We start from the raw sequence: 25,293 nt of genomic DNA on the forward strand, positions 1-25,293 counted from the left end.
GATCACGATTGCTCAGGCAGCTGTCGCTCCGCGACGAACGGCGGCGAGTGCCGTGTCGGTGTCGGCCGTGGCCAGGTCGGCGTTCATGTGCGCGCCTGCCATCGCGCCGGCGGCGGCGGACGCGCCTACCTGGGCGGTCAGGTCGGTGGCGTTGCCCGCCACCCAGACGCCCGGGATGGCGGTGGTGCCCGCCGGGCCGGTGACGAAGCGGCGGCCCATGCCGTTGGGCAGGTCCTCCATCGGCAGGCCGAGCCCGTCGAGGCCGGCAGTCCGCGCAAGCATGGTGGTCGCCACCGCGATGACTCGGCGAGGCACGACCTGGCCGTCGGCGAGCCGGACCCCGGTGATGCCGGCGCCGGCGGAGACGACCTCCGTCACCGGCGTGTCGACGACGCGGATGTCCCGCGCGGCGAATCGGTCGCGGGTGTTGTCGTCGAGGTCGGTGCCGCGGGTGAAGTAGACGAGATCGGCGGTCAGCTGCCGGAACAGCAGGGCGTGGTGGACCGAGGCCGGGCCGACGGCCAGCACGCCGATCGGCTCGTCCCGCACCTCCCAGCCGTGGCAGTACGGGCAGTGCACGACGCCGCTGCCCCAGTGCGGGGCCAGCCCGGGGACGTCGGGCAGCTGGTCGCGCAGGCCGGTGGCGATCAGCAGCCGGCGCGTGTGCGCCACGGTGCCGTCGGCCAATTCGATGGTGAAGCGGGGGTCGCCCTCCGCGGAGAAGGCGGCGGGAGCGGCGGCGGTGACCTCGCCGGCGACGATCCGCCCTCCGTAGCGGCGCACCTCCGCGCGGCCGGCACGCAGCAGCTCCGCGGGCGGGACCCCGTCGTGGCCGAGCAGGCCGTGCACGCCGTCGGCGGGTGCGTTGCGGGGTGTGCCGCTGTCGATCACGACGACCGAGCGGCGGGAGCGGGCCAGCATCAGCGCACCGTTCAGCCCGGCGGCGCCGCCGCCGACCACCACGGCATCGACGGTCGTGCCGGGCAGCTCGTCGCTCTCGAAACCCGTGGTCGTGGACATGGTGAGGCCTTTCTCGCGTCGAGTGGGCCGGAACGGCCCGTCCAGACCGACGCTACGCACGTCCTGCGTGATTGGCATACAGTCTTGCCTATGACGCAAGAAGACGGCGAGCTCGACAGCCTCGTGCGCAAGCGGATCCGCGCGCTGCGGGTCGCGCAGGGCTGGTCGCTCGACGCGCTGGCCGCCCGGGCCCGGATCAGCCCGTCCACGCTCAGCCGCATCGAGACGGGTCAGCGGCGCCTCGCTCTCGACCAGCTCGTCACGCTGGCGCGCGCACTGGACACGTCGCTCGACCAGCTGGTCGAGACGAGCACCGAGGACGTCATCAGCAACCCCGTCCACGACGCGGCACGCCACACGATGCATTGGGCAGTGCGCGCCGACCCCGACCTCACCGTCATGCGACAACGGATGGTCGACCCGCCACCCGACAACCCCGCTCGCCTGCGGGCCCACCCGGGCCGGGAGTGGCTGGTCGTGCTGTCGGGCACGGCGATCCTGCTGCTCGGGAACCGCCGCCTGCGCGTGGAGACCAACCAGGCCGCGGAGTTCCCCACCATGCTCCCCCACGCCATCGGCACCGCCGGCGGGCCGACCGAGGTGCTGGGGATCTTCGACCGCGACGCCCGCCGCGGACACCAGGACACACCCTCGACACGGATGGAGGTGCGGTCGTGAGCGCGACCCTCGACCGGGAATTCTGGGAGGAACGCTGGTCGCAAGCCCTGCGCGAGCACGGCGACACGATCGCGAAGATGCCCCCGAACGCCCACCTGACCGACGCCGCCGGGGACCTGCGCCCCGGCCGCGCGCTCGACGCCGGCTGCGGCCACGGGTCCGACACGCTCTGGCTCGCCGCACGGGGGTGGCGGGTGACGGCCGTCGACTTCGCCGCGACCGCGCTGGCGCACGGCCGGGCGACGGCCGAGACCGTCGGCGGGGACGTCGCGGCGCGTGTCGACTGGGTCGAGGGCGATCTCGCGACGTGGGCGCCGCAGCCCGAGCACTACGACCTCGTCGCCTGCCTCTACGTCCACGTGGCGGGGTCGGTGCGGGAGATGGTCCGGCGGATGGCGGCCGGCGTCGCGCCCGGCGGGACGTTGCTGCTGGTCGGCCACCGTCCCGTCGACCCGGCGACCGGGACCGCGACGCCCGCGGCCGGCCAGGTGCAGGTCTCCGTCGACGAGGCGGTCGCTGCGCTCGAACCCGACGGGTGGGAGTTCGTGGTTGCCGCCGACCGCCCACGGCGCCAGGCGGGCACCGGCGTCGACGCCGTCATCTGCGCACGCCGCTCGAATACGCCGCCCCCAACAAATGCTGGACAAAATCCGTAGGGGAAATTGCCGCCAGCCGTAACGCAATGCCTTGTCGAGACACTTCCGACATGCTATTCAGATCCTCTCCGACCGAGAGGAAAAAGATGATGGAAATAGTGGGCAAGCTCGCTGACCGGGTCCTTGGCCTGGTCGCACCGAAGGCGAACGCGGCCGCGTCGTGGGAGACCTGCGCGAACTTCTGCCCACCACAAGGCTGCAGCTACTGGACCTGTTGTCCCGGGCTGTGGGAGCAGAGATCATGCCGCGTCGCCAGTGGGTGCCAGCTGGAGCGACGGAACAAGTGCTGATGCCGTAGGCCGACCCATCACCATTCTGTCGATCCCTGTCGAGCCGCGCCTGCAGGCTCGGCAGGGGACGAATGCTGCCGGCCGAAATCCGCTGGAATTGTCACCGCGGTCGGCTATGGTCCGGGCATGAACCGGGCCGAGCTGATCGAGCGGATGGCGGCCGGCTACGAGCCGGAGTTCCTCTTCTTCTGGGGCCACACCGCCAGCCCCGGGCACGACCTCGGGCGGTGGGTGCTGAGCCAGTGGTGGCTGGAGGACTTCGAGGTCGACGGCGTCGTGTACCGCAGCGCCGAGCACTTCATGATGGCGGCCAAGGCCCGGCTGTTCGGTGACGACGAGATGCTGGAACGGATCCTGCGGGCCGAGGCACCGGCCGACGCGAAGCGGCTGGGCCGGGCGGTCCGCGGCTTCGAGCAGGACCGCTGGCTCGAAGAGCGCTACGGCATCGTCGTGCGGGGCAGCATCGCGAAGTTCAACGGCCGGCTGCGGCCGTTCCTGCAGACAACGTGTGATCGGGCTGGGGCACGACGACGTCCGGCCCGCTGGTGTCGGCGGGCTCGGCTCGGCCGAACCAGCCGGCGAACACCCGCATCCGGACGGGTTCGGTGGTCAGCGCCGCGACCGGGAGGCCGTACTCCTGCGGGTCGAACGCGAGCACCTCGGCCGGGACCGGCTCGCCCTCGGCGCTGCGCAGGAAGGGCAGCTGCGCCTGCCCGCACCCGAGCAGCGACAGCCCGGCGAGCGCCGATGCCAGTGCGACACAGGCACGGGTGGAGCGCAGGTTCACCATGGCATTGGGACGGTGGCGCGCGGGCGTCCGGTTGCATCGCGACGGCGGAAACCCGCCAGCGCAGAGCGCTCCGAGGAACCACAGTGATCGTCCATGACCACGTCGACAACGTCCGCCGCCGCCGTCTTGAAGGGCATGTACGCGGCAGAGGCCGAATACCTGGCCGCGGGCGGACCCGGAACGGCCTCGTTCACCCCTCTCGCCCCGTTCTTCGCCCCCGATGTCGTTTTGCACCAGGCCGATTCCCTGCCCTACGGCGGGATCTGGCGCGGCCACGACGGTCTGGAGCGGTTCTTCCTCGCGATGAGCCGGACCTGGGGCGCCTTCGAGATGGTCGAGCAGGAGTTCCTCTCGCACTTTAGCCCGCTCGTCGTGCTCACCCAGGTGCGCGCCCGCGCTCGCGCCACGGGTCGTGAGCTCCAGTTCCCGATCCTGCAGACGATCACCGTCGAGAACGGGCGGATCAGCGAGATCCGCCCGTTCTACTGGGACGTCGCAGCGATCGCGGACGCCTGCTCCACCGCCTGACCCAGCTACCCCATGGCGGCGGCGAGCCGTTTCGCTTCGGCCACCACCCTGCTCGAGCCTCGTTTGGCCGCCACCGCGGCCACCCCCGGCACGTCGTGCCGAGGCCGCACCTGCTGGGCCAGCTCGACGGCGAGCGCGATCAGGTCGGCGAGGCCGGGCACGGGGTGCCCGGCGGCCGGATCGAGCAGCGTGGGCAGCGCGGCGGCGACGAGCCGCCAGATCTGCGGGGCGGCGCCGCCGAGCGCGGCGTCGCGCAGCGCCGGGACCGCCCTGCCGAGGATGATCTCCCGCCGGGCGACCTGCCGGCCGAGGACCCCGCCGAGCGCCTCGCCGTCGAGCTGGTCGCGGGCGGCCAGGATCAGCACGGCGTCGACCGCGTACATGCGGTTCTCCGGGCCGGCGGCGCCGAAGCCGTAGCAGAGCGCCAGGTGCATCGCCTCGCCGATCGGCCCCTCGGCCTCGGCGAGCAGCGGAAGCACCGGATGTCCTCGTCCCAAGCGCTCGCTCGTGTCGAGCCGCAACGTGGGGAGCAGGTGGCCGGCGATCGCATCGCGATGCGCTGGCAGCAGGGCCGGCCAGCACGTCACCCACGGGGCGTCGTGCTGCCGGGCCGTGGTGTCGACGGCGCCGATCGGCCCGATCCGCGGCACGGCGGCGAGCAGCTGGCCCGCCTCCTGCGAGTGGTGCAGCCTGATCTCGACCGGATCGGTCGCAGGCACCCGCAACCGCGCGAGTGCAAGATCCGACGGCCACGGCTGCCAGCCCTCGGCAGCCGCCCGCCGCAACCGCTCGTCCAGGACATCGGGATCGATCAGCCCGCTGGTCGAGGTCGGGGTCGACACCAGCGCCGGCCGCGGCGAGCACGACAACCCGACAGCGATCTCGTGCAGTCGCTCGATGATCGAACAGCTGGGCGGCCGGTCGCCGATGGAGTGCAGCTCGGCGGTCCAGTCCGAGCGCCGGCCCGGGTTGGCGAGGACGGTTGCCGGCACAGCGGCGGCGCGGACCACCACGGCGAGCGCGCTGAAGGGATGCCCCGGCACCTCGTCGTTCCACGTCGCGGGCGTGGGCTCCATCCACGCGTTCTTCGCGAACAGCGGCTCCAGCCCGGCGATCAGCCCCGGCCGATCACGATGGGCGAACGACACCAGCGCCGCGAGCACCCGTTCGAGCTGGATGGCGTCCTGGTTGTCGATCCACCGCCCGAGCATGGCGGTGAGCTCCCGCTGCAGCTCGTCGACCGTCTCGATCGGCACCACCGGACCGGGCGGTGTGAACACCGCTGCAGGGGCCACGGGAGCGGCCGGGACGTCGACGCCCAGCGCCGCCGCGAGGTCGGGCGCCAGCCCGGCTGCCTCCCGCAGCACCTGCTCGCGGGCGGCCGGCGCGGCGCGCCCGACGTGCTCACGGACGAGGTCGACGGCGACCGCCTGCACGTCGGCGGTCTCGTGCCGGAACGCCGTGGTCGCGACGACGAGCAGCTCATCAAGATGTGCCGGCGCACGCGCGATGACCTCGGCGAGCCAGGCGAGCTGGGCCCGCACGAGCCGCTTCTCGGTGCGCGCGAGCAGGCGCCGGCTGGTCTCGTGGAACAGCTCGGTGTCGAGAGCGCCCGCGGCATCGAGGCGTTGCAGCAGCTCCTGGGCGCGACCGGCGACGGGCGAATGGGCATCGGCCAGCAACGACACGTAGTCGCGGGCGCGGAGCGCGACCTCATCGAGGCTCGGTGCGAGCGCGTCGTGCAGCGCGAGGAAGCCGGTGACCTCACCGGGCCGCCCGCCGCGCTGCAGCCGCGCGATGCTCGCATCGAGGACGGCCGGGCGGTCGAGCAGTCCGTCGCCGACCGACGCGACGATCGCGTCGCGCCACCACGGCGAGAGCCGCGCCCCGACGCCGTCGACGTCGAGCATCGGCAGCACGAGTGCGACCCGGCCGCGCTCGGCCAGCAGCCACTCGGGAGTGCCCTCCGCGGCGAGGTGCAACAGGAACCCGTCGCTCGTCGGGGCCGGGCAGCCGGACTCCTCGACCAGCGCCACCACGAGGCGGAACAGCCCCGGGCGGAGCTCGCGACCTGGGAGCCGCTCGGCGAGGCGCGCCGCCAGGTCGGGCAGCCACGGCACGGCACGTTCGCGTAGCACCTCCACGACTCGCGCGTTCTCCTCGTCGGGCTGGTTGCGCAGCAGCCACGCGGCTGCCGCGGCCGCCGGCAGGAGCGCAGCGCCCGCGACGGCGAGCCGGCCCCGCATCACCCAGCTGCCGGTGTCGCCCTTGCGGAGCTTCCGCTCATAGCCGACCAGCGCCTCGGCCAGCTCTCGCCGCCGCGCGGGGGTGAGTCCGCGCAGCGCCGCTGCCACCTCGGCCGGTCGGCCGGCCTCCAGCAGGCGCAGGAGGGTGTTCCACTCGGTCATGACCGCCCCCTGACGATGTCGGCGGCGAGCACGTGCTGGCACTTGCCGCGGGTGCCCCGGTACTCCACCCACCACGTGCACGTGCACGAAGTGCCGCGCACGTGGTACTCGCGACCGGCCGCCGTCACCACGGCGGCGTCGCCCTCCAGCCGCACCGCACCGGCCGTGACCAGGCTGTTCGCGTTGGCCAGCCGCGGATTGGCCGCCAGCGCGGCCTGGCCGTCGAACGGCAGCTCGCGGTGGAAGTGCGCCGACTCGGCCAGGTCGAACCCGACCCGGCCGGACGTGCCGAGCCGCGTGAGCGCCGCGCGGACGCGGGCTTCGGACAGCCCCGACCGTTGCGCCAGCTCGGCGATCTCGATGCGGGGCTCGAAGGTCAGCAACGAACCGACGAGCTCGGCGTCGCTCGCACCCTCGGGCGCGGTGAGCGCGTCGAGCACGGCGCCCTCCCCCGAGAGCCCCCTGCTGATCTCCGGGGAGAGCACCAGCACCATGCGCTGGTGGCCCAGGTCCAGCTCCCACGCGCTCACCGACGGCAACCGCCCGGGCGGCGCCGCCGGCCCGTACACCCGCATCGACCTGGCGTGCGGCAGCAACGGCCCGATCGCCTCCAGCCGATACGGCCCGGCCACGCAAACGGCACCGGCCGCGGGCCGCCCCGACAGCCGCAGCGTGCGACCCGCGGGGACCGCCCACATCGGTCCGCGCACGCCGCGCGGCAACGACCGGACGAACCGAACGGCATCCGCTCCGGCCAGCTCGGCGCGCAGGTCGAAGCCCGCCGTGATCACCTGGGTCTCGGCGAAGCCGCGCAGCCACCGCGACGGCAGCGGCACCTTGCGCTCCTCCACCGCGGTCTCGCGGGTGGTGACCACCATCCGGTCGGACCCCACGGAGACGTGCAGCGGGTCGCGGCCCACGACCCGCGAGAGCGCCCGCCGCAGCGGCTCGTTGACGTCGACGTTCGTCGTGCCCCGATCGACCACCTCACCGTCGAGCGCGCCGGACAGCACGTCGAGCCGCGCGTAGACACCGCAGCACCCGGAGAACGACTCGAAGCGCAAGCGGTCGCCCGAGCAGGTCACGACCGGGTCGAGCGACGCCCGCGCGGAAGGTTGGTAGTAGCGGGTGTGCGCCACCTTCGCCACCGCGAGCACCCCCTCCGCGGCGCTGGCCGGAAGCCGACCGCGGTAGAAGAACGGATGGACGCTCGGCCCGGTGAGCGCGGTGCCTCCGGACGTCGCGAGACCGACCGAGCGTGACCGCTCGCCGACCGTCGAACCGCTGCGATACCTGTACGTGTGAACGGCTGCCCCCATGACCGTGACGGTACGACAGGGCACCGACAGTTACGGGCGAAGCAAGGAGTCCGCGTTCCGGAGCGGTGAGTCGACACTTCCAGCACGGTGAGTCGACACCATCGGCACGACGAGTCGACACTTCCAGCACGGCGAGTCCCACGTTCCAGCTGGCGAGTCCCACGTTTCGGTTTGGCGCGACGCCCACGCACTTTGCCTTGCCGACAGATACTCCGATCTCGTATAGTCCGATCTCGTGAAATACGAAACGGTTGAACCTGACTGGTCCGCGCTGCTCGCGCTGCAGCGGGCAACACACGCCACGTTGCAGGTGCTCGCCGCCGAGCTCGTCGACCTGGACCTGACGGCGTCCGAGGTCAACGCGCTGGCCAACCTCGCCGACGGACGCGGCCGGACGGTGTCGGAGCTCGGCGCAGCCGTCGGTGCCCGGCCGACGACGCTGACCAGCGTCCTGGACCGCCTCGAGCGACGAGGGCACGTCACCCGCGGTGCGCGGCCAGGGGATCGACGCGTGGTGATCATCGAACTGACGCCCTCGGGGGCTGCGGCAGCTGCCACGATCCGGACGGCCGTCGCCGACCTCGAGCGGCGCGCACTGGACGGTCTGCCAGCCGAGGCCGTGGCCGGGTTCCGGGCAGCGTTGCAGCGCCTCACCGAGGTGTCGTCATGAGCCGCCAGGGCACGCCGGGGGTATTCGACGGAATGCTCGCCGAGGTGATGGCAGGCGCCGAGCGGTTCGGCCACCGCGAGCACGTCCACCTGACCTGGCTCGCCGTCCGGAGGTACGGAGTCCGCGGCGCCGTCGATGTCGTCAGCGCCGGCATCCGACGCACGGCGCGCTACGCGGGCAAACCGCAGAAGTACCACGCGACCATCAGCCGGGCCTGGGTGGAGCTGGTCGGATTCCACACGGCCGAACATCGAACGGCCGATTTCACGCAGTTCGTGGAGCGCGAGCCGGCATTGCTCGACAAACGGCTGCTCACCCGCTTCTACCGCCCCGCGACGCTGGCCGCGGCGCCCGCACGCAGCGGCTGGGTCGAGCCCGACCTCGCACCCTTCCCCTGGACCCACGATTCATGAGCCGTGCTGCGGAACCGGTTGTCTTGGCCGCGCCAGCACATCCGCCACCCGCACGGCCACATATCCGTACCGGCCGGCCACGATCCGGTCGTCACGCACGTTCCAGTAGATGAAGTTGTAGGAATCCTGGTCGTCGAACATCTCCGGCGGGAACGGGATGAACGTGCCGTCGCCGGGGAAGTAGAGCGCGCCGACGTCACCGCTATCGAGGTTGCCGAACCTGAGCAGCAGCCCGTTCGCCGGTCCCGGTCGCACACCCAGCACGTTCGTCCACGCCTCGACGTGGCGGCGCGGAACGCCGCCGCGGTGCATTTCGTACAGACCGGCCCCGGCACGGTAGAAGAAGCCGTCGTCACCGGCCGGCGCGGACGTCCAGTCGTACGTGCGCCGAGCGCCCATGGCGAACGTCTTCGTGCACCCGGTCCCGGCCGGGTTCAGCTCGTACCCGTCGCCGTCCCAGATCAGCACGTCGCTACCGTCGGCGAGCCGCACCGAGCCGGTTTGCGGCGATTCCGCATCACCCAGGATGCTCTTCACGACCGCGGCCGGTTCGATTCCCGGGATCGGCTCCCATTCCCCCGACGGCCCGAGCCACAGCGGGCCGGGCAAGGGATCGCCGACCTCCATTCCGCCGAACCGGAGCAGGTGCGTCTTGACCTCGTGCAGCACCACCGGACGGCCGCCCAGGAAATAGCACTCGTGCGCGTCGAGATCGGCCCCGTCCGGCCCTTTCGCCGGCAGGACGGTCGGCGGGTCGTCCGAGCCCTCGACGAGGATCGGGGTGAAGGCGCGTGGTCGGGCCCGGGTGTCGGTGGTCGAGAACGCGAGCCATCGCCCATTGCCATCGCGCGGGCGGTCGCGTGCCGCGGCCACCCAGAACTCGTCCCGCGCCAGGACGCAGCGCGGCGGCCAGACCGACAGGTCCCAGAGTTCGACCCGCGGTGTGCCGTCGCTGTGCGACATGCGGAAATCGTCGCCGACCACGTCGTCCAGGACGCTCGTGATGGGCGACATCGGCGCGGTCTCCACCTCTGTGGCAGGCATGCTGTCGGTGCCGAGATAGCTGGCCCACATCAGCGCGGGATCTCCCGGGAACTCGCCGGCGGCCGGCACTGCCAGATCCGTTGCTTCCCAATACGCCAGATCACGATCCACCGCGGCCCGCAGAACCGCCAGCATCCCGCGGTGGTCGCGCTGCCTTCCCTTCGACATCGACGCGACCTGGGCCTCGACCCAGGCGAGGACCCCGGGCACCTCGGCGGCCGGCACGAACAGACCGGCGGAGTAATTGCCGTTGAACGCGACGGGGAACCGGCCACGCAGTTCCGGTCGCGCAGCGATGAGCTCGTCGAAGAGGTCGTCCGGGCTGTAGGCGCCCCAGTGCGGGCAATCGTCCGGGAACACATCCCCCGGCCGCATCGCAAGGCTCAGCGCCAGCCCCCGCTCATACCGGTACGGCAGCATCGAAGCGCTGAACATGACGGCCGCGACGCTGATCGCCCCAGCCGCCTCGTGCGGGTCCCCGGTACGCAACAACGAGCGGGTTTGCGCCCAAACCTCGGCTGCGCCCGGATGCACGCGGTCGAGTGCGGTCTCGTCGTCGGACGTGCCCAGCAAACGCGGCACGAACGTCTCGCGGATCGCCTTCTCGTCGACCAGGTGCAGCGTGCAGTCGTATCCCACTTGTCCCCCCGGAATGAGCGCTGACCACATCCAACCATCCAGGACGTCACCACGAACCGATAGCGTCGGACCGGTGCTGTCACCGATCGAGCAGAACGAGCTCCTCACCGAGACCGCCGAACTGATGACGACCGTCATGCCGGACGCGTTTCGGATGGCGGAGCTGGACGGCATCGTGCTCGCCGGCACGTCCCTCTACCGGCTGCGCGTAGACGAGGGCGACCCGGAGAAGATGCGGCGGGTCAGCATCCCCTACGGGCTCGACGAGAAGCTGCGCGAACTGCGGCGCGGGATGTACGACCCCGAGCCCGGCACCTGGTACAGCCTCCACCTCACGCTGTCCGGCGACGGCAGCTTCACCGTCGAGTACAACTACGACGAACGCCCCGGCGCCTCGATCCTCGACGACGAGTTCACCAGGGACCTCGGCAATTTCCCCCGAGCCGAGGAGCACATCCCCGGGTGGCTGAAAGAGGTCATGGCCGGCGCGTCCAACACGTTCGGCTCGGTGCACGACGTGCCCGATCTGCCCGATCCCCACGTGATCGCGGAAGCGTTCCGGCACGCCGGATGGAGCACCGAGGTGAACGCCGACACCGAGTACACGCTCACCACCGACTGGGCCCGACTGACCACGATGAACACCTACCCGATCGTCAGGTTCAGCGGGCGGGTGGACCTCTCCAGGATCGCCGAGCTGGAGGCCGTGCTCGCGACCCTCGCTTGGCAGTCGGGGTTCGAGACCTACGACGACCGCGGGCAGCTGCTGACGGAGGTCGCCGTTCCGCGAACGTAGGCGCCCACAAAAAGATCTTGAAAGATTTCTCGGCGGCGATGTCGAACGGCGGCGGGCCCGTTCGTGGCCATGGTGAGGGACCGGCAACCGCGCCGCTCCCCGCACCTGCCGGAGGCTCCCGTGTCCATCACCGTCCCCACCACCGCGCCCGCCACCACCGCCACCTCCCCCACCGTCGGCTCGCTGCTGCTGGCCGGCTCGGCAGCCACCGTCGCCGCGGCGGTCACCACCGCCCTCGTCGCCGCCGCGGGCGAGGCGATCGGCGTCAGCACGGCCATCTCCGGCCAGCCGATCCCGGCGTCCGGGTTCGCCGTCATGACGGCGATCTTCTCCGTGCTCGGACTGGTCGTCGCCGCAGGGCTGCGCCGGTTCGCCCGCCGGCCGCGCACCGCGTGGATCCGCACCTCCGTCGCGCTCACCGTGCTGTCGTTCGTTCCCGATGTGCTCGTCGACGCCTCGATCTCGACCAAGGTGTTCCTGATGCTGACGCACGTCGTCGCGGCTGCCATCGTGATCCCCGCCGTCGCACGTCGGCTGTCCTGACCCCGAACGAGGAGCGATCGCCGTGCACTTCCTGCTTGGCGTCCTGAACGACGAGAGCGTGCCCCAGCCCACGGGCGCCGACCTCGACACACAGATGGCCCAGATCGACGCCGTCAACGAAGACATGAAGGCGAAAGGGATCTGGGTGTTCGGCGGCGGACTCATGACGTCCGACCGGGCCGCTGTCGTCCGCGATCAGAGCGGCGTCGTCACGACGACCGACGGGCCGTTCGCCGAGACGAAGGAGCAACTCGGCGGGTTCTGGGTCATCGAGGTGCCCGACCGCGACGCGGCGCTGGCCTGGGCCGGACGGTGTGCGGTGGCGTGCTGGGGACCGATCGAGGTCCGCCCGTTCATAGGCCTCGCCTGAGCCCTTTCAGGTGCTGGTGGCGAACCCCACGACGTCGTCGATCCGGCCGGAAAGGATGATCTTCACCATGGCGGGAACCGTCCGGTCAGCGGAGCGTGGCGGTGCGTCCGGCATCGATCTGCTCGCGCAGGATGTCGCCGTGACCCGCGTGCCGGGCGAACTCCTCGATCATGGATAGCAGGGTCCAACGCATGCTGACCGTTCCCTCACGGGGATTGTGCTTCGTGTCGTCGAGGTCGAACCGAGCGGCGATCACCCGCGACCGTTCGCTCGCCCGTTCGAATTCTGCGATCACGTCGACCAACGTCTCGTCGTCGGCGACGGCGAACGTGCCGACATCCCGGTTCGAGTAGCCGTCGCACTCGGATTCGTCGAGTCCCGCCCAGAACCGTTGGAACCAGATCCGTTCGGCGCCCGCCGCGTGCTTGATCAGTGAGATCGGTGTCGTCAACGACGGCACCAGCTTCCGGCGGGCATCGATTTCGGAAAGCCCTCGCACGGTCTCGATGAGAGCTGCCCGGTTGCGATCGAGCATGTTCTCGAGGATCGATCGCTCGGCACCGTCGGTGATGCGGTCGACGCTCATGGGTGCAGCTCCATTCTTCGTGGCCGAGGATCCATGTGGCGCCGCTGCGCGGAAATGTGCCGGTACCGGGAACTCGGAGACGTCCGTACGTTCGAGGCAGATGCGGGGAGATCGGACACCGCAGCCGTGGGCAGCCCTGATGGGGCGCCGAACGCGATCATCTCATGGTTGCGCGATGAGCTGGTTCGCGGGCCGGGGATCGAGGCCGGGTCGGCCTCCGATCAGGCGTCCCCGCCGTGCTCGCCCTTCGGCGCGAGCTGCTTTGCCTGCCATTCGTGCACGGCGGGCAGCCAGTCCTTGCCGTACGTGGCCGAAGGCCCGATGCGCGGGTCGTCGGGGGTGCGACCGTCGCGCAAGGCCTCCACGTAGGCGCGATCCAACTCGATGCGTGCGCGCATTTCATCGGCCCCGCAGACGGACCCATGACCGGGGACGAGGACGGCGACGTCGTCCGCCACGGCCTCGAGCAGCCGCAGCCCGACCAGGTAGTCCCCGATCGGGTCGGCGGCGCCCAGGTCAGGGAACGGCATCAGGATGTCGGACAGCATATCGCCGGCGACCACAACGCCGCGTTCCCCGATCAACAGTGCCGCGTGCCCCTGGGCGTGGGCCGGATGCTCGATGATCCGGACCTCGGGCCCGTCCCACGGAAGCTGCGCGGTTCCGGGAGGCAAGGCGGTGATGCGACCGAACAGGTCGAGCGGAATCTCATCGGCGATTTCCGGCGGCAATCCATCGGCAACCTGGGCTTTCCAGTCCGCGTTCGACAACAGGTCTCGCATGAATTCCGCGCAGCGGGCGGTGCCGTAACGGGGCGCCTCGCCGAGATCGGCGTGCCAGAGCACGTGATCCCAATCGGGGTGCGTCGCGAAGCCGGCCACAACCGGCTGCCCCAACTCGCGGATATCGGTCGCGAGGCAGGTCAATTCATCGCCCGTTATCCCTGGATCGGCGAGCAGTACGCCCGACGCGCCTTGCACGACAACGGCGTTGTTCTGGAGCAACTCGCTCTGGTGGAACAGCACACCTTCCGCGATCCGCGTCAGCACGTCACTCCTTCAACAGATTGCCGGGAAAATACCCCGCAGCGGAGGGCATCGCAAGCCGGCAAGAACGGGATGGGATTCGGCGAGCCCCGAGCCCGCTTGACATGATGTCGTCGTGGATCTGCAGCAGTGGCGTGGACTCGGTGCGGCCGAGGCGGCAGCCGCGGCGCAGGAGATCGCCGAGTCGGTCGGTGCGGCGCTGATCGGCGTGCATACCCATGAGTTCGCCGGGCGGCCCGGGCGGGTTGCTCTGTTCGACATCGACGGCGAGCGCTTCGCACTCGTTCCCGGCGGCGCGACCGAGGTCGGCTGGGACGCCACAACCTTCCGGCCGACCCCCGCGCAGCAGGACGAGCAGCAGCGGATGGCGAACGACTTCGGGTTCCCGGCCGATCTCACCGAGTTCCTCGCCTCTCTGACCACCCCTCGACGAACGGCCGTCGTACCGACGCTGCTGGTGGCGGTGCACGCAACGGATGCGCGAGGCCCGGCGCTGGCGCCGGACGATCCCGACGTCGTCGCGTTCCTCGATGACATCCGGAACCGTGCCGGTGGCGAATCGGCACCGCGTCGGGCCGAGGATCCGGGGCGGCTGCGACTCCTGCTCGACGACGACTGGTCGGTGCGAGCGGCCTGGGGATTGTGGGAGCCGTCCTACACGCAGGAAACACAGCACCTCGCCGACGCAGGCCAGCGCCTGCTCACGCCCGACGAGTGGGAGCACGCCTGCGGTGCCGGAGCCGTGACGCTGTTCCGCTGGGGCGACACCTACCCGCCTGAGGGCAGTCCGGACTCGTTGCAGGCCGGGCCGCACCGGATTCCGAACGCCTTCGGGCTGGAGATCGGCCAGGACCCCTACTCCGCCGAACGCACCGCCGACCGGAAGGTCGTGTGTGGAGGCGACGGCGGCACCCAGATCTGCGGCGGTTCCGGGCACTTCATGTCGTGGCTGGGTATCGCGACCTCGTTCCGAGAGCCCGACTACGGCATCTGGCTCGACGAGAACGAGGAGTACGTCGAAGAGCAGTACGTCCGCGCCGCGATACCGCTGCCCTGACAAACCGGCCATATCACCCGGGTGAAGCTGCCCCTATAGGTCAGGATCTGACCTGTACGGGTGCGATGCTCTGTATGAGCGAAGGAACCCGAGTGAAAGAGGACAGGCCGATGCTGCGAGGACTTTCGGGGATCTGCTACTCGACCAACGACATGCCGTCGGCGATCGCTTGGTACTCCGAGCTCGTCGGGACCAGCCCGTACTTCGTGCGCCCGGTCGAGGGCCCGCCGGCCTACGCCGAGTTCCGGGTCGGCGACCTGCAGACCGAGCTCGGGCTCATCGACCGCCGCTACACCCCTGACGGGTCCGGCGACGGCGTGGGCGGTGTCGTCACGGCCTGGCACGTCGACGACATCCGGGCGACGTTCGACCGGCTGGTGTCGCTGGGAGCACGCGAACACGAGCCGGTCACCGAGCAGGAGTCGGGGTTCGTCACGGCGTCCGTCGTCGACCCGTTCGGCAACGTCATCGGGCTGGAGTACAACCCGCACTACCTCAAGATGATCGCTGCGCGGACCGAAGCGTGACAGCGGCTCCGCTCACCGCGTTGCGCGCGCCGCGGTGACGCAGGCGCGGAGCAGGCCTTCGTTCTCCGGCGCCGCACCACCGGGATACGCGTAGCGGCGACGGTTGTAGCCGTACGCCAGGCCGCTGCGCGGATCCGCGAGGGCCTGGCTGCCTGCCGCACCGCTGTGCCCGAAGGCGCCTTGGCCCAGGAACGGGTAGAGCTCCGCCACAGCACTGAACCCCAGCCCGAACGCCTTGTGGACCCGCGAAACGACGTCGTGCCCGATCGACTGGATCTGCGCGAACGCCGCCATCGTGCCCGCATCCAGCAGGGGCGGCCTGCCGTTCATCCCGGTCGCGGCCGCCGCGTACATGCCGGCCAGTCCGCGCGCCGACGCCACGCCGCCCGCCGACGCCTGACCCTGCGCCCGGGCGATCCGCTGGTTCGGGAAGTCCCACAGCTCCGGTGCATCCGCGCGGTGTTCGTTGAACGCGATCCCGCCCAGGCTCTCCGGCTCGCTCACTTCTGCGTCGATCTCCGCCTGTTGCTCCGGTGTCGGCAGCATCGGCAGCGTGGTCGCGAACCGCGGCTCCAGCTCGTCGGGCAGGCCGAGGTGGAAGTCGAGCCCGTACGGCGCCCGAACCCGCTCCTCGAACAGCTCCTGGATGGACCGACCCGTCGTCCGCCGCACCACTTCGCCGGTCAGCGCGCCGATCACCCACGCGTGGTAGCCGAACGCGACGCCCGGCCGCCAGTACGGCCGCTGGCCGGCGAGCCGCGCCGCGATCCTCCGGTCGTCGGCCAGCTCCTCCAGGCTGAACCCCGCATCGGCGCCGATCACACCCGCCCGGTGCGCCAGCAACTCCCGCAGTGTGACGTCCTGCTTGCCCTCCGCGGCGAACTCGGGCCAGTAGTGGCTGACCCGCTGGTCCGGATCGAGCACACCGTCCTGCACCAGCAGCGCCACCACCAGCGACATCGCACCCTTGGTGGAGGAGAACACCCCGGTCAGGGTGTCGGCGGTGAACCCGGGCCCCGTCCACAGGTCCACGACCCGCTCGCCGCGGACGTACGCGACCAGCTGGCCCGCGTAGTCGTCCCGCTCCGCGGCGACCACCCTCGCGAACTCCTCGCGCACGCTTTCGAACCCCGCCGCCACTGCACCGTCCACGTTGCTCCCCCCAGCGCAGCCACCCTCCGGCAGTGCCGCCCACGATCAAGATAGCTGCGGCGGCGTCGACGACCTCGCAGTCCGAGGTCAGCGGATCGGCAAGCTGCCGGCAACCTGCCCCGACCCGCTGGTCGTCGCCATGCCCCGGAGTAGCTTCCATCTCGTCGGATGGTCTCCGGTATGGGGGGGTTGTCGTGAATTCCTTCGTCGCTGCGGTATCCGATCGATTGCTCGCACGGTTCGTCCCGCAGGTCACGGCGACCGCCGTGCCACCGTGCGGGTGCTGGCGGGTGGAACGGGCCACTGCATGTGGTTCGTGTGGGATCCGCGTATCCAGCTGTGCCGCGAATACGACAGGCGCTGCTCCTGCTGAACGCTGGACCGCAGGTCGCAATCGCGAATTGAGTGTGCTGGCGGCTGCCACAGCAGCCGTCAGCACACTCAACCGGCCAGCACGCCTCACTCTGTGTCCGGGCACGCCTGGATCCCGCATTCGCCCTCGTCGTCAGGCTTGGGACCGGAAGGCGAAGCGCTGAGGATCCGCCATCGGGCGTCGCTCTCCCAGAAGTTGCCGATCACGACCTGACCTTCGGTCGCGACCAGGAAGACGGGGACATCCGGGTTGTACTGGATACCGAGCCGTAGCTTGTTCGTGGACGGCGCCCAGACCCTGAACTGCTGATCGACGGCTTCAGCGGGTGGACCGCAGGGGCGGAGATCGATGGGGCTGCCCATGGCCGGAGCAGGAGGCGATCCCGACGTGCGGACCTGCAGGCAATTTCCGGTCTGCCGGTTGATGATCTGGGTAGCCCAACCCGCAGGACGGGTGGTCCACCGCTGGCTCGCCTCACGGCCGCATGGACGGGTCACCGCGATGGTTTCGCCGCCGTCCGTCGCGATGTCCAAGCACTGTGCGTCGCCGTCGTTGCGCAACCACTTGCCCTGGAACTCATCGGCGTGCGCGGTGCCCCCGGCCAGCAGCGACCCCGCGGCGACGACGACCACGGCGACGACTGCCGTCACTCGCATCCGCATGTTACTCCCTCGCATCCACCCTTGATCATCTCCGCGCTGACAGTACTGACCAGGGGAAATCGTGCCTATACCAGATTTCTGGGAGTCCACGCGAGCTGGCGGTCAGCTGTTCCCGGTGATCGCGACGGTCGGGCTCACGCGTCGACGGCCACGCAGATCCGACGCCAGGCGACGGCAGCCGGTATCGCCGTCAGCGTCCCCAGCGCGGCGATGGTGGCCACCGTGAACGCCGGCGAGCCGAGCAGGGAGACCAGTCCCGCGCCCGCCAGCAACCCGACCCCCTGCACAGCTATGAGCCCGGAGCCGGCCAAGCCGAACGCCTGGCCGCGTTCGGCGTCGGGCACGAGCCGCATGAACGTCGCCGCGGCCGTCACCTGGTAGGCCGCGCAGCACCCCGATCCGAACAGCAGCCCGATCGCGACCACGGCACCGGGGCGGAACGCGTACCCGAGGAGGGGCACGATCGCGAACAGCGCGAGCGGGCCGACCAGCCGCAGGCGCGTCCGCGGGCTCGCCCACCTGTTGAGCGCGAACGCGCCGGCTGCAATGCCGGCCGGGTGCGCAGCCAGCATCAACCCGGCGACGGTCGCGCCGCCGCCGATCTCCGCCGCATACGGGAGGGCAAGCCCTTCCGGGACGATCACAAAACCGGCGAGCCATGCCAGGCCCGTCAACGACCGCAGCCGCGGGTCGCGCCTGATCGTCCGCGCGCCGGCGCTGACGCGCTGCCACGGGGACGGTCCGCCGGTTCCGGTGGCGGCCGGCCGGTGCCGGACACCGTGCCGCACGACGATCGCCGACACGGCGAACGTCGCCGCGTCGACGGCCAGCGCGCGGTGGGCCCCGAGCAGCGCGACCACCACCCCGCCTGCGGCGAAGCCGGCCAGCTGCCCGGCCTGGTGCGTGATCTGCCGGATCGACTGGCCGCTCGCGTAGAGCTCGCCGGGCAGCACGGTGGGCAGCAACGCCGCCTGCGCCGCGCTGAACGGGCTGCCGGCCAGCTGGGCGATGACCAGCAGCACGGCCACGACCGCCAGGGGGATGCCCGGCAGCGCCATGACCCCGATCGCGGCGGCGCGCAACGCGTCGGCACCGATCATGATCGTGCGTCTCGGGTACCGGTCGGCCAGCCCACCGAGCACCGGTCCGGCGACGATGTCGGGCAGGTACGTCAGCGCGTAGGCGAGGGCAGGCCAGGTGGCCGAGCCGGTGTCGTGGAACACCAGCACGGACACCGCCAGCCGAGCGAGCTGATCGCCGATGACCGACTGCAGCTCCGCCAGCCAGATCGAGCGGAACTCCCCCACCGCAATCGCGGCGCGGAACGACGAATCACCAATTCTGACCACGCACAGCACTCACCGTCCTCTCCGAACATCGATCGATGTACGGGACGGTAGGCCGAGCTGCCTGCATATCGCTGAACGATCGCTGTACGCCACCTCGAACAGCCGTCCGCAGCAACAACCCTGATCGCGCGGATCTACCGGATCAAGCGCGAACTGCTGATGCGCCGATTAGCCGGAACTATCGGCATTCCCGATCATGTGCCACTCCATGACCGCACCGGGATCCCCGGGGCGTCGCACGACCCGAACTCCTCGCGCAGTGCCGGCAGGAGCTGTTGCCCTGCGAACTCCAGGAACTCGGTCTGGGTCTCGCCGCCGGTCTGGGCCAGCGTGACGTGGGTGTAGCCGGCATCGACGAACGGACGGACGGACTCGACGTGCGTGGCCACGTCGGGACCGCACGGGACCACCGCTGCGACGTCCTCGCGCCGGACGCACGCGGAGGCTGCGGCGAACCCGGCCGGGCCCGGCAGTTCGACGTTGACCTTCCACCCACCGGCGAAGAACCGGAACAGCGTATGGGCGCGCTCGGCCGCCGCGTCGGCGTCCGGGCCCCAGCTGATCAACTGCTGCCCGATCGCCGGCACCGCCGCGCCGGCCTGCTCCATGAAGGCGCCGACGAACGCGGCATCCGGGTTGACCGCCACCATCGCGTCGCTGACCGGCGCAAACGTCTTCACCGACCGCTTGCCCGAGACCGCGACAGCGATCGGCACGCCTTCGTCAGGCCGGTCCCAGAGCTTCGCCGAGTCGACGCGGAAGTGCGGCCCGGAGTGGTTGACGTATCCGCCGCCCAGCAGCTTCCGGATGATCGGCACCGCCTCGGCGAGCATCTCGTGGCGCACGTTCGCCCCCGGCCAACCGGCCCCGACCACGTGCTCGTTGAGGTTCTCCTCCGACCCCAGCCCGAGCGTGAACCGCCCACCGGACAGCACCGCGACGGTCGCGGCCTTCTGCGCGACGACGGCCGGGTGGTAGCGCATCGTCGGGCAGGTCACGTAGGTCATCAGCCCGACGCGTCGGGTCGCGGTGGCCACCGCGCCGAGCACGCTCCACGCGTACGGGGAGTGGCCCATCTCGTCCAGCCAGGGGAAGTAGTGGTCGCTGATGACCTCGAAGTCGAACCCCGCCCGCTCCGCCGCGACGGCGTCCGCCACCAGCTCGACCGGCCCGCGTTGCTCACACAGCAAGGAGTATCCGAATGCCGTCATACCGTAGTTGTACCCGCCGCCGGACCTTGCTAGGAATGCGTTCGTTCGGGCTGTCGCTGCAGTCGTGAAGACCATGGAAGAGTGAGCTAGCACGGTGCATGACGTCGTCGCCGCTGTTCTCGTTGAGGATCGGCACGTGTTGCTGACCCACAGATCACCCACCCGCATCCACCGCTGGCAGGGCGAACCGGTCAACGCCTGCCCCGCGGAGCACGATCAGATCGGCTGGTTCGCGCTCGACGATCTGCCGCGCCTCGACTACGCACACGCGGCCTTGCCCGACCTGTTGGGCAGCATGCTCGGCGGCGAGGCTCCGGTTCGTGGAGATTGATCACGTCTTGTAAGAGCTCTTACACGATGCTACTCTGCCCCCACGATGGAGGCGTGCATTCTACTTCACCGGAAAGGTCGGATATGAGCATCCTCAGCAGGGCAGCAGACCATCTGCTGGACATTCTTGTGCCGAACGTCGAGGCGGCCGCAATGGATGCCGAATGCATAGGCCCGCAATTTCTCGAGCCCTGCTCGGGTTGCGTCGAGCGTCAGCAACTCGCGAGTGAATGCACCTACTGCGCAGGTCAGAAGTATTGCGGGCCCTGCCGTTGGGTGCGGTGCTGAGCGAAATTCAACCTGTCATACGTGGAACGGAACACACTTCAGTCGCGTACGACGAAGCCGGAGACGACCTCAGCAGCCACCGTGGCGAAGGCGCGGATGGCCGCGTTCTCCCGGTCCGTGCGCCACACCAGCACGCTCTCGGTGGGCGGCATGTCCCGGATCGGGACGTGGGTCACGTCGGGGTGCCGGTAGTAGGTGGTGAAGGACGCGACGGTCGGGTGGACGATGTCGCCGCGGGCGACGAGGTGCAGGACGTCGCTGCTCATGGTGATCTCGGGACCGCGAGGGATGGGACGACCGCTCGGCGTGGCGGCCGGGAAGAACTCGTCGTACATCCTGGCCGGGATACCGGCGCGCGAGATGACGGCGTAGTCCCCGAGATCCTCGAGCGTTGCGTGGCCGCGCTCGGCGAGCGGATGACCGACGTGGACCAGCAGGATGCGCTCCTCGAGACTCAGCCGCGGGCCGATCGTCAGGTCCGGCTCGGAGATCGGCTGCCGCTGGCACATCAGGTCGTAGGCGCCCTGGCGCAGCCGGTCGAAGTCGCCGGGGAACTCCTCCGCGACGACCAGCCTGCACGCCGGGAACCGCGCCTGGAACGCTCGAGTGATCGCGGTGAAGGACGGGCCGGCCATGGAGTAGGTCGGCACGCACAGGCGCAGCACCCCGCTGACCCCCTTGGCCCGATCGGAAGTGCTGACCAGAGCCCGCTGGATCTGCTCGTAGCCGGGTCGCAGCTCGTCGCGCAGGTGCTCGCCGAGCGGGGTCAGGCCGACCCGCCGGCTGGTCCGATCGAACAGCTTGCCACCGATGCGGTCCTCCATCGCCCGGATCGTCTGGCTGATGCGGGACTGGGTCAGGTAGAGCCGCTCGGCGGTGCGTCCGAAGTGCAGTTCCTCGGCGAGCACGAGGAAGATCTCCAGCTCCCTCATCTCCATGCCGGCAGCCTACCGATCGAGTAGCTCGACTAATAGGTGGCTTGCGGAGTCGGCCGTTGATGGTCGATCGGCGCCACCCCATGCTCATAGCCATGAACAACACCGACATCTCCACCGCCGGCTACGCCAACGTCAACGGCCTGCGGATGTACTACGAGATCCACGGCAACGGCGGGACGCCACTGGTGCTGCTGCACGGCGGCGTGCTGACGATCGACATGACGTTCGGCGCCATGGTGGCCGACCTCTCGGCGAACCGACAGGTGATCGCCATCGAGCTGCAGGCTCACGGGCACACCGCCGACATCGATCGCCCCATCACCCTCGACAACCTCGCCGGCGACGTCGTCGCGCTGCTCGACCAGCTCGGCATCGAGCAGGTCGACATGTTCGGCTACAGCCTCGGCGGTCTCACGGCGCTGCGGGTGGCCATGCTGCACCCCGACCGGGTCCGTCGGCTCGTGGCTGCCGCCACCCACTACCGCAGCAGCGGCTACCACCCCGGGATCCGCCCGCCCCAGCCCGAGCTCTCCGCCGACCGCATGCCGACCATGGAGGAGTTCCAGCAGTGGCAGGAGTCGTACGAGCGCGTCGCCCCGCACCCGGACCAGTTCTTCGCGCTCGCGGAGAAGGCCACCCCCGCACCCGACGACGTCGACGGCTGGCTGGAGAGCGAGCTGCAAGGGATCACCGCCCGCACCCTCCTGGTGATCGCGGACAACGACTTCGTCCGGCTCGATCACGCCGCCGCGATGCGCGACCTGATCCCCGGCGCCCAGCTGGCCGTCATCCCGGGGGCTACCCACACCGGCCTGTTGCGCCGCATCGACCTCCTGCTCCCGCTCGTGGAGTCGCACCTCTCCGAGAAGAGCTGACCCGGTCCGCTACGACAACGAGCTGAGGTAGCCGTGACCGAACCGACCGTCCTCCTGGCTTCGTCGCCCGCGCGGGCGACGAGGCCAGGGGCGATGCCCCGCCGGGACGCAGCGATCATCGCGATCCTGCTGGTCTCCACCTTCGTCGTCATCCTCAACGAGACGATCATGGGCATCGCGCTGCCGGTGCTCACCGCCGACCTCCACGTCGACTTCGCAGCGGGCCAGTGGCTCACGTCGGGCTTCCTGCTGACGATGGCGGTGGTCATCCCGGTCACCGGGTTCCTCATCCGACGTGTCCGCACCCGCCGGCTGTTCTGCGTGGCGATGGCCTTGTTCAGCGCCGGCACGCTGCTCGCGGCGACAGCACCGGTGTTCGGGGTGCTGCTCGCCGCGAGGGTCGTGCAGGCTTCCGGCACCGCGATCATGATGCCGCTGCTGATGACCACCGTGATGAAGCTGGTGCCGCCGCAGCGGCGCGGAGCTGTCATGGGCAACATCGGCACGGTCATCGCGGTTGCTCCGGCCATCGGCCCGACGATCTCCGGGTTCGTGCTCCACTCCCTGAGCTGGCGCTTCATGTTCTGGCTGGTCCTGCCGGTCGCACTGACCGCGCTGGTCGTCGGCAGCCGGCGGATCGTCGACGTCGGCGAGCCCGAACACGTCCGCATCGATCCGCCATCGGTGATCCTCTCGGCCTTCGGGTTCGGCGGGCTCGTCTACGGGCTGAGCAGTCTCGGTCACGAAGGCACCGGCGCGTCGCCGAGCTGGGCGCCGATCGTGGTCGGAGTCACGGCGTTGGCGCTGTTCGTCGGCCGCCAGCGCCGGCTGCAGCGCACCGATACCGCGCTGCTGGACCTGCGCACCTTCCGGTCCGGCGGGTTCACCATCGCCCTGCTGCTGATGATGCTGTCGATGACCACCCTGTTCGGGATGGTCATCCTGCTGCCGATCTACATGCAGACCGTGATCGGACTCGACACCCGGACCGCCGGCCTGCTGCTCCTGCCTGGCGGCCTCATGATGGGGCTGCTCGGGCCCGTGGTCGGCCGCCAGTACGATCGGCTCGGCGCGCGGCCTCTCGTGGTGCCGGGCATGGTCCTCACCAGCCTCGCGCTGTGGTCCGCCACGCTGTTCACGTCCGACACGGGCATCCCGATGCTGATGACGTTCCACATCATGCTGGCCGTGGGCCTCGCATTGGTCTTCACCCCGCTGTTCACCGCCGGTCTGGGATCGGTGGCGCCGCGGAACTACTCGTACGGCAGCGCGATCTTCGGCACCGGCCAACAGCTCGCCGGAGCGACCGGTGTCGCGCTGCTCGTCAGCGTCATGACCGCACGTTCGAGCTCCCTGGCAGCCGCAGGAACGGTGCCGGTGGAGGCCGCGGCCGGCGGCATCCACGCGGCGTACCTGGTAGCGGCGACCCTGTCGCTGATCGGCATCGTCGGGGCGTTCTTCGTGCGCACCCCCGTCACGTCGGAGAGCACACCCGAAAGGTGATTCCACGATGTCAACGCTCATGGTCGACTTCATCGTCTCGCTCGACGGCTACGGCGCCGCCGAAGGCTGGCCCAGCTTCTGGGGTCTGGAAGGACCGGAGTACCTCGCCTGGCTCGGCGAGAACGACCAGGAGGGGATCGTCCACCTCATGGGCGCGAACACCTACCGGGTCATGGAGAGGATCGTCGGCGCGTCGCAGGACGCGGCGTCGGACGCGTTGACCAGAGCACGCAAGGTGGTGTTCTCGTCCACGCTCACCGCGCCGCTGTCGTGGTCCAACAGTGAGCTGGTCAGCACCGACGCGGTTGCGGCCGTCCGGGAGCTCAAGGAGCACGAGACGCGGCGGCTGTGCACCCTCGGCAGCCTCGGCCTGAGCCGGTCACTGCTCGCTGCCGGGCTGGTGGACCGCTTCCGCGTGGTCGTGTTCCCCGTGATCACCGGCGCCACCGGGCGGGAGCCCATCTTCGCGAACTACCCGGATCTGACGCTCGAACTCGTCGAGAGCCGCACGTTCGACGGCCGGCTCCAACTGCTCGAGTACGTCCCCACGGTGCTCGACGGCCCCCCGACCGCCCGCTGATCCTCCCGGTCGCGATGGCGACGTCGACGAGCGCCGGCTACTCCTTGTCGTAGTACCTGAAGTACCAACCGTCCGGCGTCATGACCTGGTAGAAGCAGGGGCGGGCGTAGTAGTACCGGCTGTACTCGGCACGAGTGGAGACGCACTCCCGTTCCGTGGCGTAAGGGCCCTTCGTCCCGAGGTAGCCCTGCGCGTCGACGCCGCCTTCTGCCGCGGCGGCAACCCCGGTGGTCATGGCCGCGACCGCGGCCGCAGCGAGCGCTGCAGCCGTCGCGTTGCGGAAGGACATCATCTTCTCCACCCTCTGGAACGATTCGGTAAGGGCTCGAACCATATCGAAATGCGAGCTCGTTCGTCGAGCCCTACGGAAATATCGCGTGCCGCGTCCTGGTCAGCACCCTGACCCATGAAGATGCGGCGGCCGACCAGACGCGTCGGCGGGGCGCTCCCTCGGTAGTGCGGCGGGCAGGTCGACGCCGCGCATGCGCCGGCGCGCCCGGTGCCCCGTGGCCGACAACGAGTTACGTTGTCACGTCGGCACCAGGCATGTTCAGGAGTGCGACCGCGAAGCCGCCTCCCCGACCTCGACGACGCGACCCCACAACACAACGGGCTCCTCGGCCGAGGCGCCGGCGTAGGACGGAACGCACAC

Annotated in this window: 27 protein-coding genes and 1 pseudogene; 15 read left to right on the forward strand and 13 right to left on the reverse strand. The window is 70.3% G+C overall.

Annotated elements, in window-relative coordinates; all coding sequences use genetic code 11:
- Positions 1-12 precede the first annotated feature (12 nt).
- Entirely contained in the window at positions 13-1,020 is a 1,008-nt protein-coding gene (locus tag LL648_RS12825; RefSeq protein ID WP_232662750.1) for an NAD(P)/FAD-dependent oxidoreductase, read from the reverse strand.
- 90 nt (positions 1,021-1,110) lie between these two features.
- On the opposite strand from LL648_RS12825, the gene LL648_RS12830 reads away from it, so the two are divergent.
- The 3 genes and pseudogenes from LL648_RS12830 to LL648_RS45745 all read left to right on the forward strand — a co-directional run.
- Entirely contained in the window at positions 1,111-1,698 is a 588-nt protein-coding gene (locus LL648_RS12830) for a helix-turn-helix domain-containing protein (protein WP_232662751.1), read from the forward strand.
- Positions 1,695-2,354, forward strand: coding sequence for a class I SAM-dependent methyltransferase (locus LL648_RS12835; protein WP_232662752.1), 660 nt, complete (start codon positions 1,695-1,697; stop codon positions 2,352-2,354). Before LL648_RS12830 ends, LL648_RS12835 begins: the two co-directional genes overlap by 4 nt.
- Positions 2,355-2,797: 443 nt before the next feature.
- Positions 2,798-3,100, forward strand: a pseudogene (locus LL648_RS45745) (NADAR family protein); the annotation flags it as partial.
- A 16-nt stretch (positions 3,101-3,116) separates the two neighbouring features.
- On the opposite strand, the gene LL648_RS12840 reads toward LL648_RS45745, so the two are convergent.
- Entirely contained in the window at positions 3,117-3,434 is a 318-nt protein-coding gene (locus LL648_RS12840; RefSeq protein ID WP_232662753.1) for a hypothetical protein, read from the reverse strand.
- Between the two features lie 93 nt (positions 3,435-3,527).
- Here LL648_RS12840 and LL648_RS12845 point away from each other — a divergent pair, with 93 nt between their 5' ends.
- On the forward strand, positions 3,528-3,962 hold the full coding sequence (locus tag LL648_RS12845) for a nuclear transport factor 2 family protein (protein WP_232662754.1): 435 nt from the start codon (positions 3,528-3,530) through the stop codon (positions 3,960-3,962).
- Positions 3,963-3,967: 5 nt separating this feature from the next.
- On the opposite strand, the gene LL648_RS12850 is transcribed toward LL648_RS12845, so the two are convergent.
- A complete protein-coding gene (locus LL648_RS12850; protein ID WP_232662755.1) occupies positions 3,968-6,370 on the reverse strand; it encodes a DUF6493 family protein in 2,403 nt (800 codons plus the stop codon).
- Entirely contained in the window at positions 6,367-7,689 is a 1,323-nt protein-coding gene (locus LL648_RS12855) for an SWIM zinc finger family protein (protein ID WP_232662756.1), read from the reverse strand. Before LL648_RS12855 ends, LL648_RS12850 begins: the two co-directional genes overlap by 4 nt.
- A 235-nt stretch (positions 7,690-7,924) precedes the next feature.
- Here LL648_RS12855 and LL648_RS12860 point away from each other — a divergent pair, with 235 nt between their 5' ends.
- Together LL648_RS12860 and LL648_RS12865 are read left to right on the forward strand one after the other, a co-directional pair.
- Positions 7,925-8,359: a MarR family winged helix-turn-helix transcriptional regulator gene (locus tag LL648_RS12860; protein WP_232662757.1), complete on the forward strand. Its 435-nt coding sequence runs from the start codon at positions 7,925-7,927 to the stop codon at positions 8,357-8,359.
- Positions 8,356-8,772 (forward strand): hypothetical protein, encoded by a 417-nt coding sequence (locus LL648_RS12865; protein ID WP_232662758.1) that lies wholly within the window; start codon positions 8,356-8,358, stop codon positions 8,770-8,772. The genes LL648_RS12860 and LL648_RS12865 overlap by 4 nt, the downstream gene beginning before the upstream one ends.
- Here the strand turns inward: LL648_RS12865 and LL648_RS12870 are convergent.
- Positions 8,767-10,455 (reverse strand): hypothetical protein, encoded by a 1,689-nt coding sequence (locus LL648_RS12870; RefSeq protein WP_232662759.1) that lies wholly within the window; start codon positions 10,453-10,455, stop codon positions 8,767-8,769. The genes LL648_RS12865 and LL648_RS12870 overlap by 6 nt on opposite strands.
- 73 nt (positions 10,456-10,528) lie before the next feature.
- Here LL648_RS12870 and LL648_RS12875 point away from each other — a divergent pair, with 73 nt between their 5' ends.
- The 3 genes from LL648_RS12875 (at position 10,529) to LL648_RS12885 (ending at position 12,164) form a co-directional block, all read left to right on the forward strand.
- Positions 10,529-11,251, forward strand: coding sequence for an antitoxin YezG family protein (locus LL648_RS12875; protein ID WP_232662760.1), 723 nt, complete (start codon positions 10,529-10,531; stop codon positions 11,249-11,251).
- 120 nt (positions 11,252-11,371) lie between these two features.
- A complete protein-coding gene (locus LL648_RS12880; protein WP_232662761.1) occupies positions 11,372-11,794 on the forward strand; it encodes a DUF6069 family protein in 423 nt (140 codons plus the stop codon).
- 22 nt (positions 11,795-11,816) lie between these two features.
- Positions 11,817-12,164, forward strand: a complete 348-nt coding sequence (locus LL648_RS12885; RefSeq protein WP_232662762.1) for a YciI family protein — start codon at positions 11,817-11,819, stop codon at positions 12,162-12,164.
- An 85-nt stretch (positions 12,165-12,249) separates the two neighbouring features.
- Here the strand turns inward: LL648_RS12885 and LL648_RS12890 are convergent, their stop codons facing one another.
- A complete protein-coding gene (locus tag LL648_RS12890; RefSeq protein ID WP_232662763.1) occupies positions 12,250-12,750 on the reverse strand; it encodes a DinB family protein in 501 nt (166 codons plus the stop codon).
- Between the two features lie 221 nt (positions 12,751-12,971).
- Positions 12,972-13,799 (reverse strand): MBL fold metallo-hydrolase, encoded by an 828-nt coding sequence (locus LL648_RS12895; protein ID WP_232662764.1) that lies wholly within the window; start codon positions 13,797-13,799, stop codon positions 12,972-12,974.
- Between the two features lie 112 nt (positions 13,800-13,911).
- On the opposite strand from LL648_RS12895, the gene LL648_RS12900 reads away from it, so the two are divergent.
- Positions 13,912-14,853: a hypothetical protein gene (locus LL648_RS12900; RefSeq protein WP_232662765.1), complete on the forward strand. Its 942-nt coding sequence runs from the start codon at positions 13,912-13,914 to the stop codon at positions 14,851-14,853.
- Positions 14,854-14,963: 110 nt separating this feature from the next.
- A complete protein-coding gene (locus tag LL648_RS12905; protein WP_232662766.1) occupies positions 14,964-15,380 on the forward strand; it encodes a VOC family protein in 417 nt (138 codons plus the stop codon).
- Between the two features lie 12 nt (positions 15,381-15,392).
- On the opposite strand, the gene LL648_RS12910 is transcribed toward LL648_RS12905, so the two are convergent.
- From LL648_RS12910 to LL648_RS12925, 4 genes are all read right to left on the reverse strand, one after another.
- On the reverse strand, positions 15,393-16,532 hold the full coding sequence (locus LL648_RS12910; RefSeq protein ID WP_232662767.1) for a serine hydrolase domain-containing protein: 1,140 nt from the start codon (positions 16,530-16,532) through the stop codon (positions 15,393-15,395).
- A gap of 459 nt (positions 16,533-16,991) precedes the next feature.
- Positions 16,992-17,555: an RICIN domain-containing protein gene (locus tag LL648_RS12915; protein ID WP_232662768.1), complete on the reverse strand. Its 564-nt coding sequence runs from the start codon at positions 17,553-17,555 to the stop codon at positions 16,992-16,994.
- Between the two features lie 146 nt (positions 17,556-17,701).
- A complete protein-coding gene (locus LL648_RS12920; RefSeq protein WP_232662769.1) occupies positions 17,702-18,916 on the reverse strand; it encodes an MFS transporter in 1,215 nt (404 codons plus the stop codon).
- Positions 18,917-19,110: 194 nt separating this feature from the next.
- Entirely contained in the window at positions 19,111-20,127 is a 1,017-nt protein-coding gene (locus LL648_RS12925) for a TIGR03557 family F420-dependent LLM class oxidoreductase (RefSeq protein WP_232662770.1), read from the reverse strand.
- A 94-nt stretch (positions 20,128-20,221) separates the two neighbouring features.
- Between LL648_RS12925 and LL648_RS12930 the strand changes: the two genes are divergently transcribed.
- Positions 20,222-20,458 carry a hypothetical protein gene (locus tag LL648_RS12930; protein WP_232662771.1) on the forward strand — a complete coding sequence of 79 codons (237 nt, stop codon included), beginning with the start codon at positions 20,222-20,224 and terminating at the stop codon, positions 20,456-20,458.
- A gap of 325 nt (positions 20,459-20,783) precedes the next feature.
- On the opposite strand, the gene LL648_RS12935 is transcribed toward LL648_RS12930, so the two are convergent.
- Positions 20,784-21,683 carry a LysR family transcriptional regulator gene (locus tag LL648_RS12935; protein WP_232662772.1) on the reverse strand — a complete coding sequence of 300 codons (900 nt, stop codon included), beginning with the start codon at positions 21,681-21,683 and terminating at the stop codon, positions 20,784-20,786.
- A gap of 92 nt (positions 21,684-21,775) precedes the next feature.
- Here LL648_RS12935 and LL648_RS12940 point away from each other — a divergent pair, with 92 nt between their 5' ends.
- The 3 genes from LL648_RS12940 to LL648_RS12950 all read left to right on the forward strand — a co-directional run bounded on the left by LL648_RS12940 (position 21,776) and on the right by LL648_RS12950 (position 24,641).
- Positions 21,776-22,558, forward strand: coding sequence for an alpha/beta fold hydrolase (locus LL648_RS12940; protein ID WP_232662773.1), 783 nt, complete (start codon positions 21,776-21,778; stop codon positions 22,556-22,558).
- Positions 22,559-22,651: 93 nt separating this feature from the next.
- Positions 22,652-24,061, forward strand: a complete 1,410-nt coding sequence (locus LL648_RS12945; protein ID WP_232662774.1) for a DHA2 family efflux MFS transporter permease subunit — start codon at positions 22,652-22,654, stop codon at positions 24,059-24,061.
- A 7-nt stretch (positions 24,062-24,068) separates the two neighbouring features.
- Positions 24,069-24,641 carry a dihydrofolate reductase family protein gene (locus LL648_RS12950; protein WP_232662775.1) on the forward strand — a complete coding sequence of 191 codons (573 nt, stop codon included), beginning with the start codon at positions 24,069-24,071 and terminating at the stop codon, positions 24,639-24,641.
- Between the two features lie 37 nt (positions 24,642-24,678).
- Here LL648_RS12950 and LL648_RS12955 read toward each other — a convergent pair whose 3' ends face one another.
- Positions 24,679-24,933 carry a hypothetical protein gene (locus LL648_RS12955; RefSeq protein ID WP_232662776.1) on the reverse strand — a complete coding sequence of 85 codons (255 nt, stop codon included), beginning with the start codon at positions 24,931-24,933 and terminating at the stop codon, positions 24,679-24,681.
- Between the last annotated feature and the right edge of the window lie 360 nt (positions 24,934-25,293).

It is taken from the genome of Pseudonocardia sp. TRM90224, from assembly GCF_021245725.1.
In the GTDB taxonomy this organism is placed as follows: domain Bacteria; phylum Actinomycetota; class Actinomycetes; order Mycobacteriales; family Pseudonocardiaceae; genus Pseudonocardia.

Coding starts and splice junctions, on each gene's coding strand:
- LL648_RS12940 (WP_232662773.1), top strand. CDS start 21,776: ATGAACAACACCGACATCTCCACCGCCGGCTACGCCAACGTCAACGGC.
- LL648_RS12840 (WP_232662753.1), bottom strand. CDS start 3,434: ATGGTGAACCTGCGCTCCACCCGTGCCTGTGTCGCACTGGCATCGGCG.
- LL648_RS12935 (WP_232662772.1), bottom strand. CDS start 21,683: ATGGAGATGAGGGAGCTGGAGATCTTCCTCGTGCTCGCCGAGGAACTG.
- LL648_RS12945 (WP_232662774.1), top strand. CDS start 22,652: ATGCCCCGCCGGGACGCAGCGATCATCGCGATCCTGCTGGTCTCCACC.
- LL648_RS12955 (WP_232662776.1), bottom strand. CDS start 24,933: ATGATGTCCTTCCGCAACGCGACGGCTGCAGCGCTCGCTGCGGCCGCG.
- LL648_RS12825 (WP_232662750.1), bottom strand. CDS start 1,020: ATGTCCACGACCACGGGTTTCGAGAGCGACGAGCTGCCCGGCACGACC.
- LL648_RS12865 (WP_232662758.1), top strand. CDS start 8,356: ATGAGCCGCCAGGGCACGCCGGGGGTATTCGACGGAATGCTCGCCGAG.
- LL648_RS12925 (WP_232662770.1), bottom strand. CDS start 20,127: ATGACGGCATTCGGATACTCCTTGCTGTGTGAGCAACGCGGGCCGGTC.
- LL648_RS12890 (WP_232662763.1), bottom strand. CDS start 12,750: ATGAGCGTCGACCGCATCACCGACGGTGCCGAGCGATCGATCCTCGAG.
- LL648_RS12950 (WP_232662775.1), top strand. CDS start 24,069: ATGTCAACGCTCATGGTCGACTTCATCGTCTCGCTCGACGGCTACGGC.
- LL648_RS12905 (WP_232662766.1), top strand. CDS start 14,964: ATGCTGCGAGGACTTTCGGGGATCTGCTACTCGACCAACGACATGCCG.
- LL648_RS12830 (WP_232662751.1), top strand. CDS start 1,111: ATGACGCAAGAAGACGGCGAGCTCGACAGCCTCGTGCGCAAGCGGATC.
- LL648_RS12855 (WP_232662756.1), bottom strand. CDS start 7,689: ATGGGGGCAGCCGTTCACACGTACAGGTATCGCAGCGGTTCGACGGTC.
- LL648_RS12845 (WP_232662754.1), top strand. CDS start 3,528: ATGACCACGTCGACAACGTCCGCCGCCGCCGTCTTGAAGGGCATGTAC.
- LL648_RS12850 (WP_232662755.1), bottom strand. CDS start 6,370: ATGACCGAGTGGAACACCCTCCTGCGCCTGCTGGAGGCCGGCCGACCG.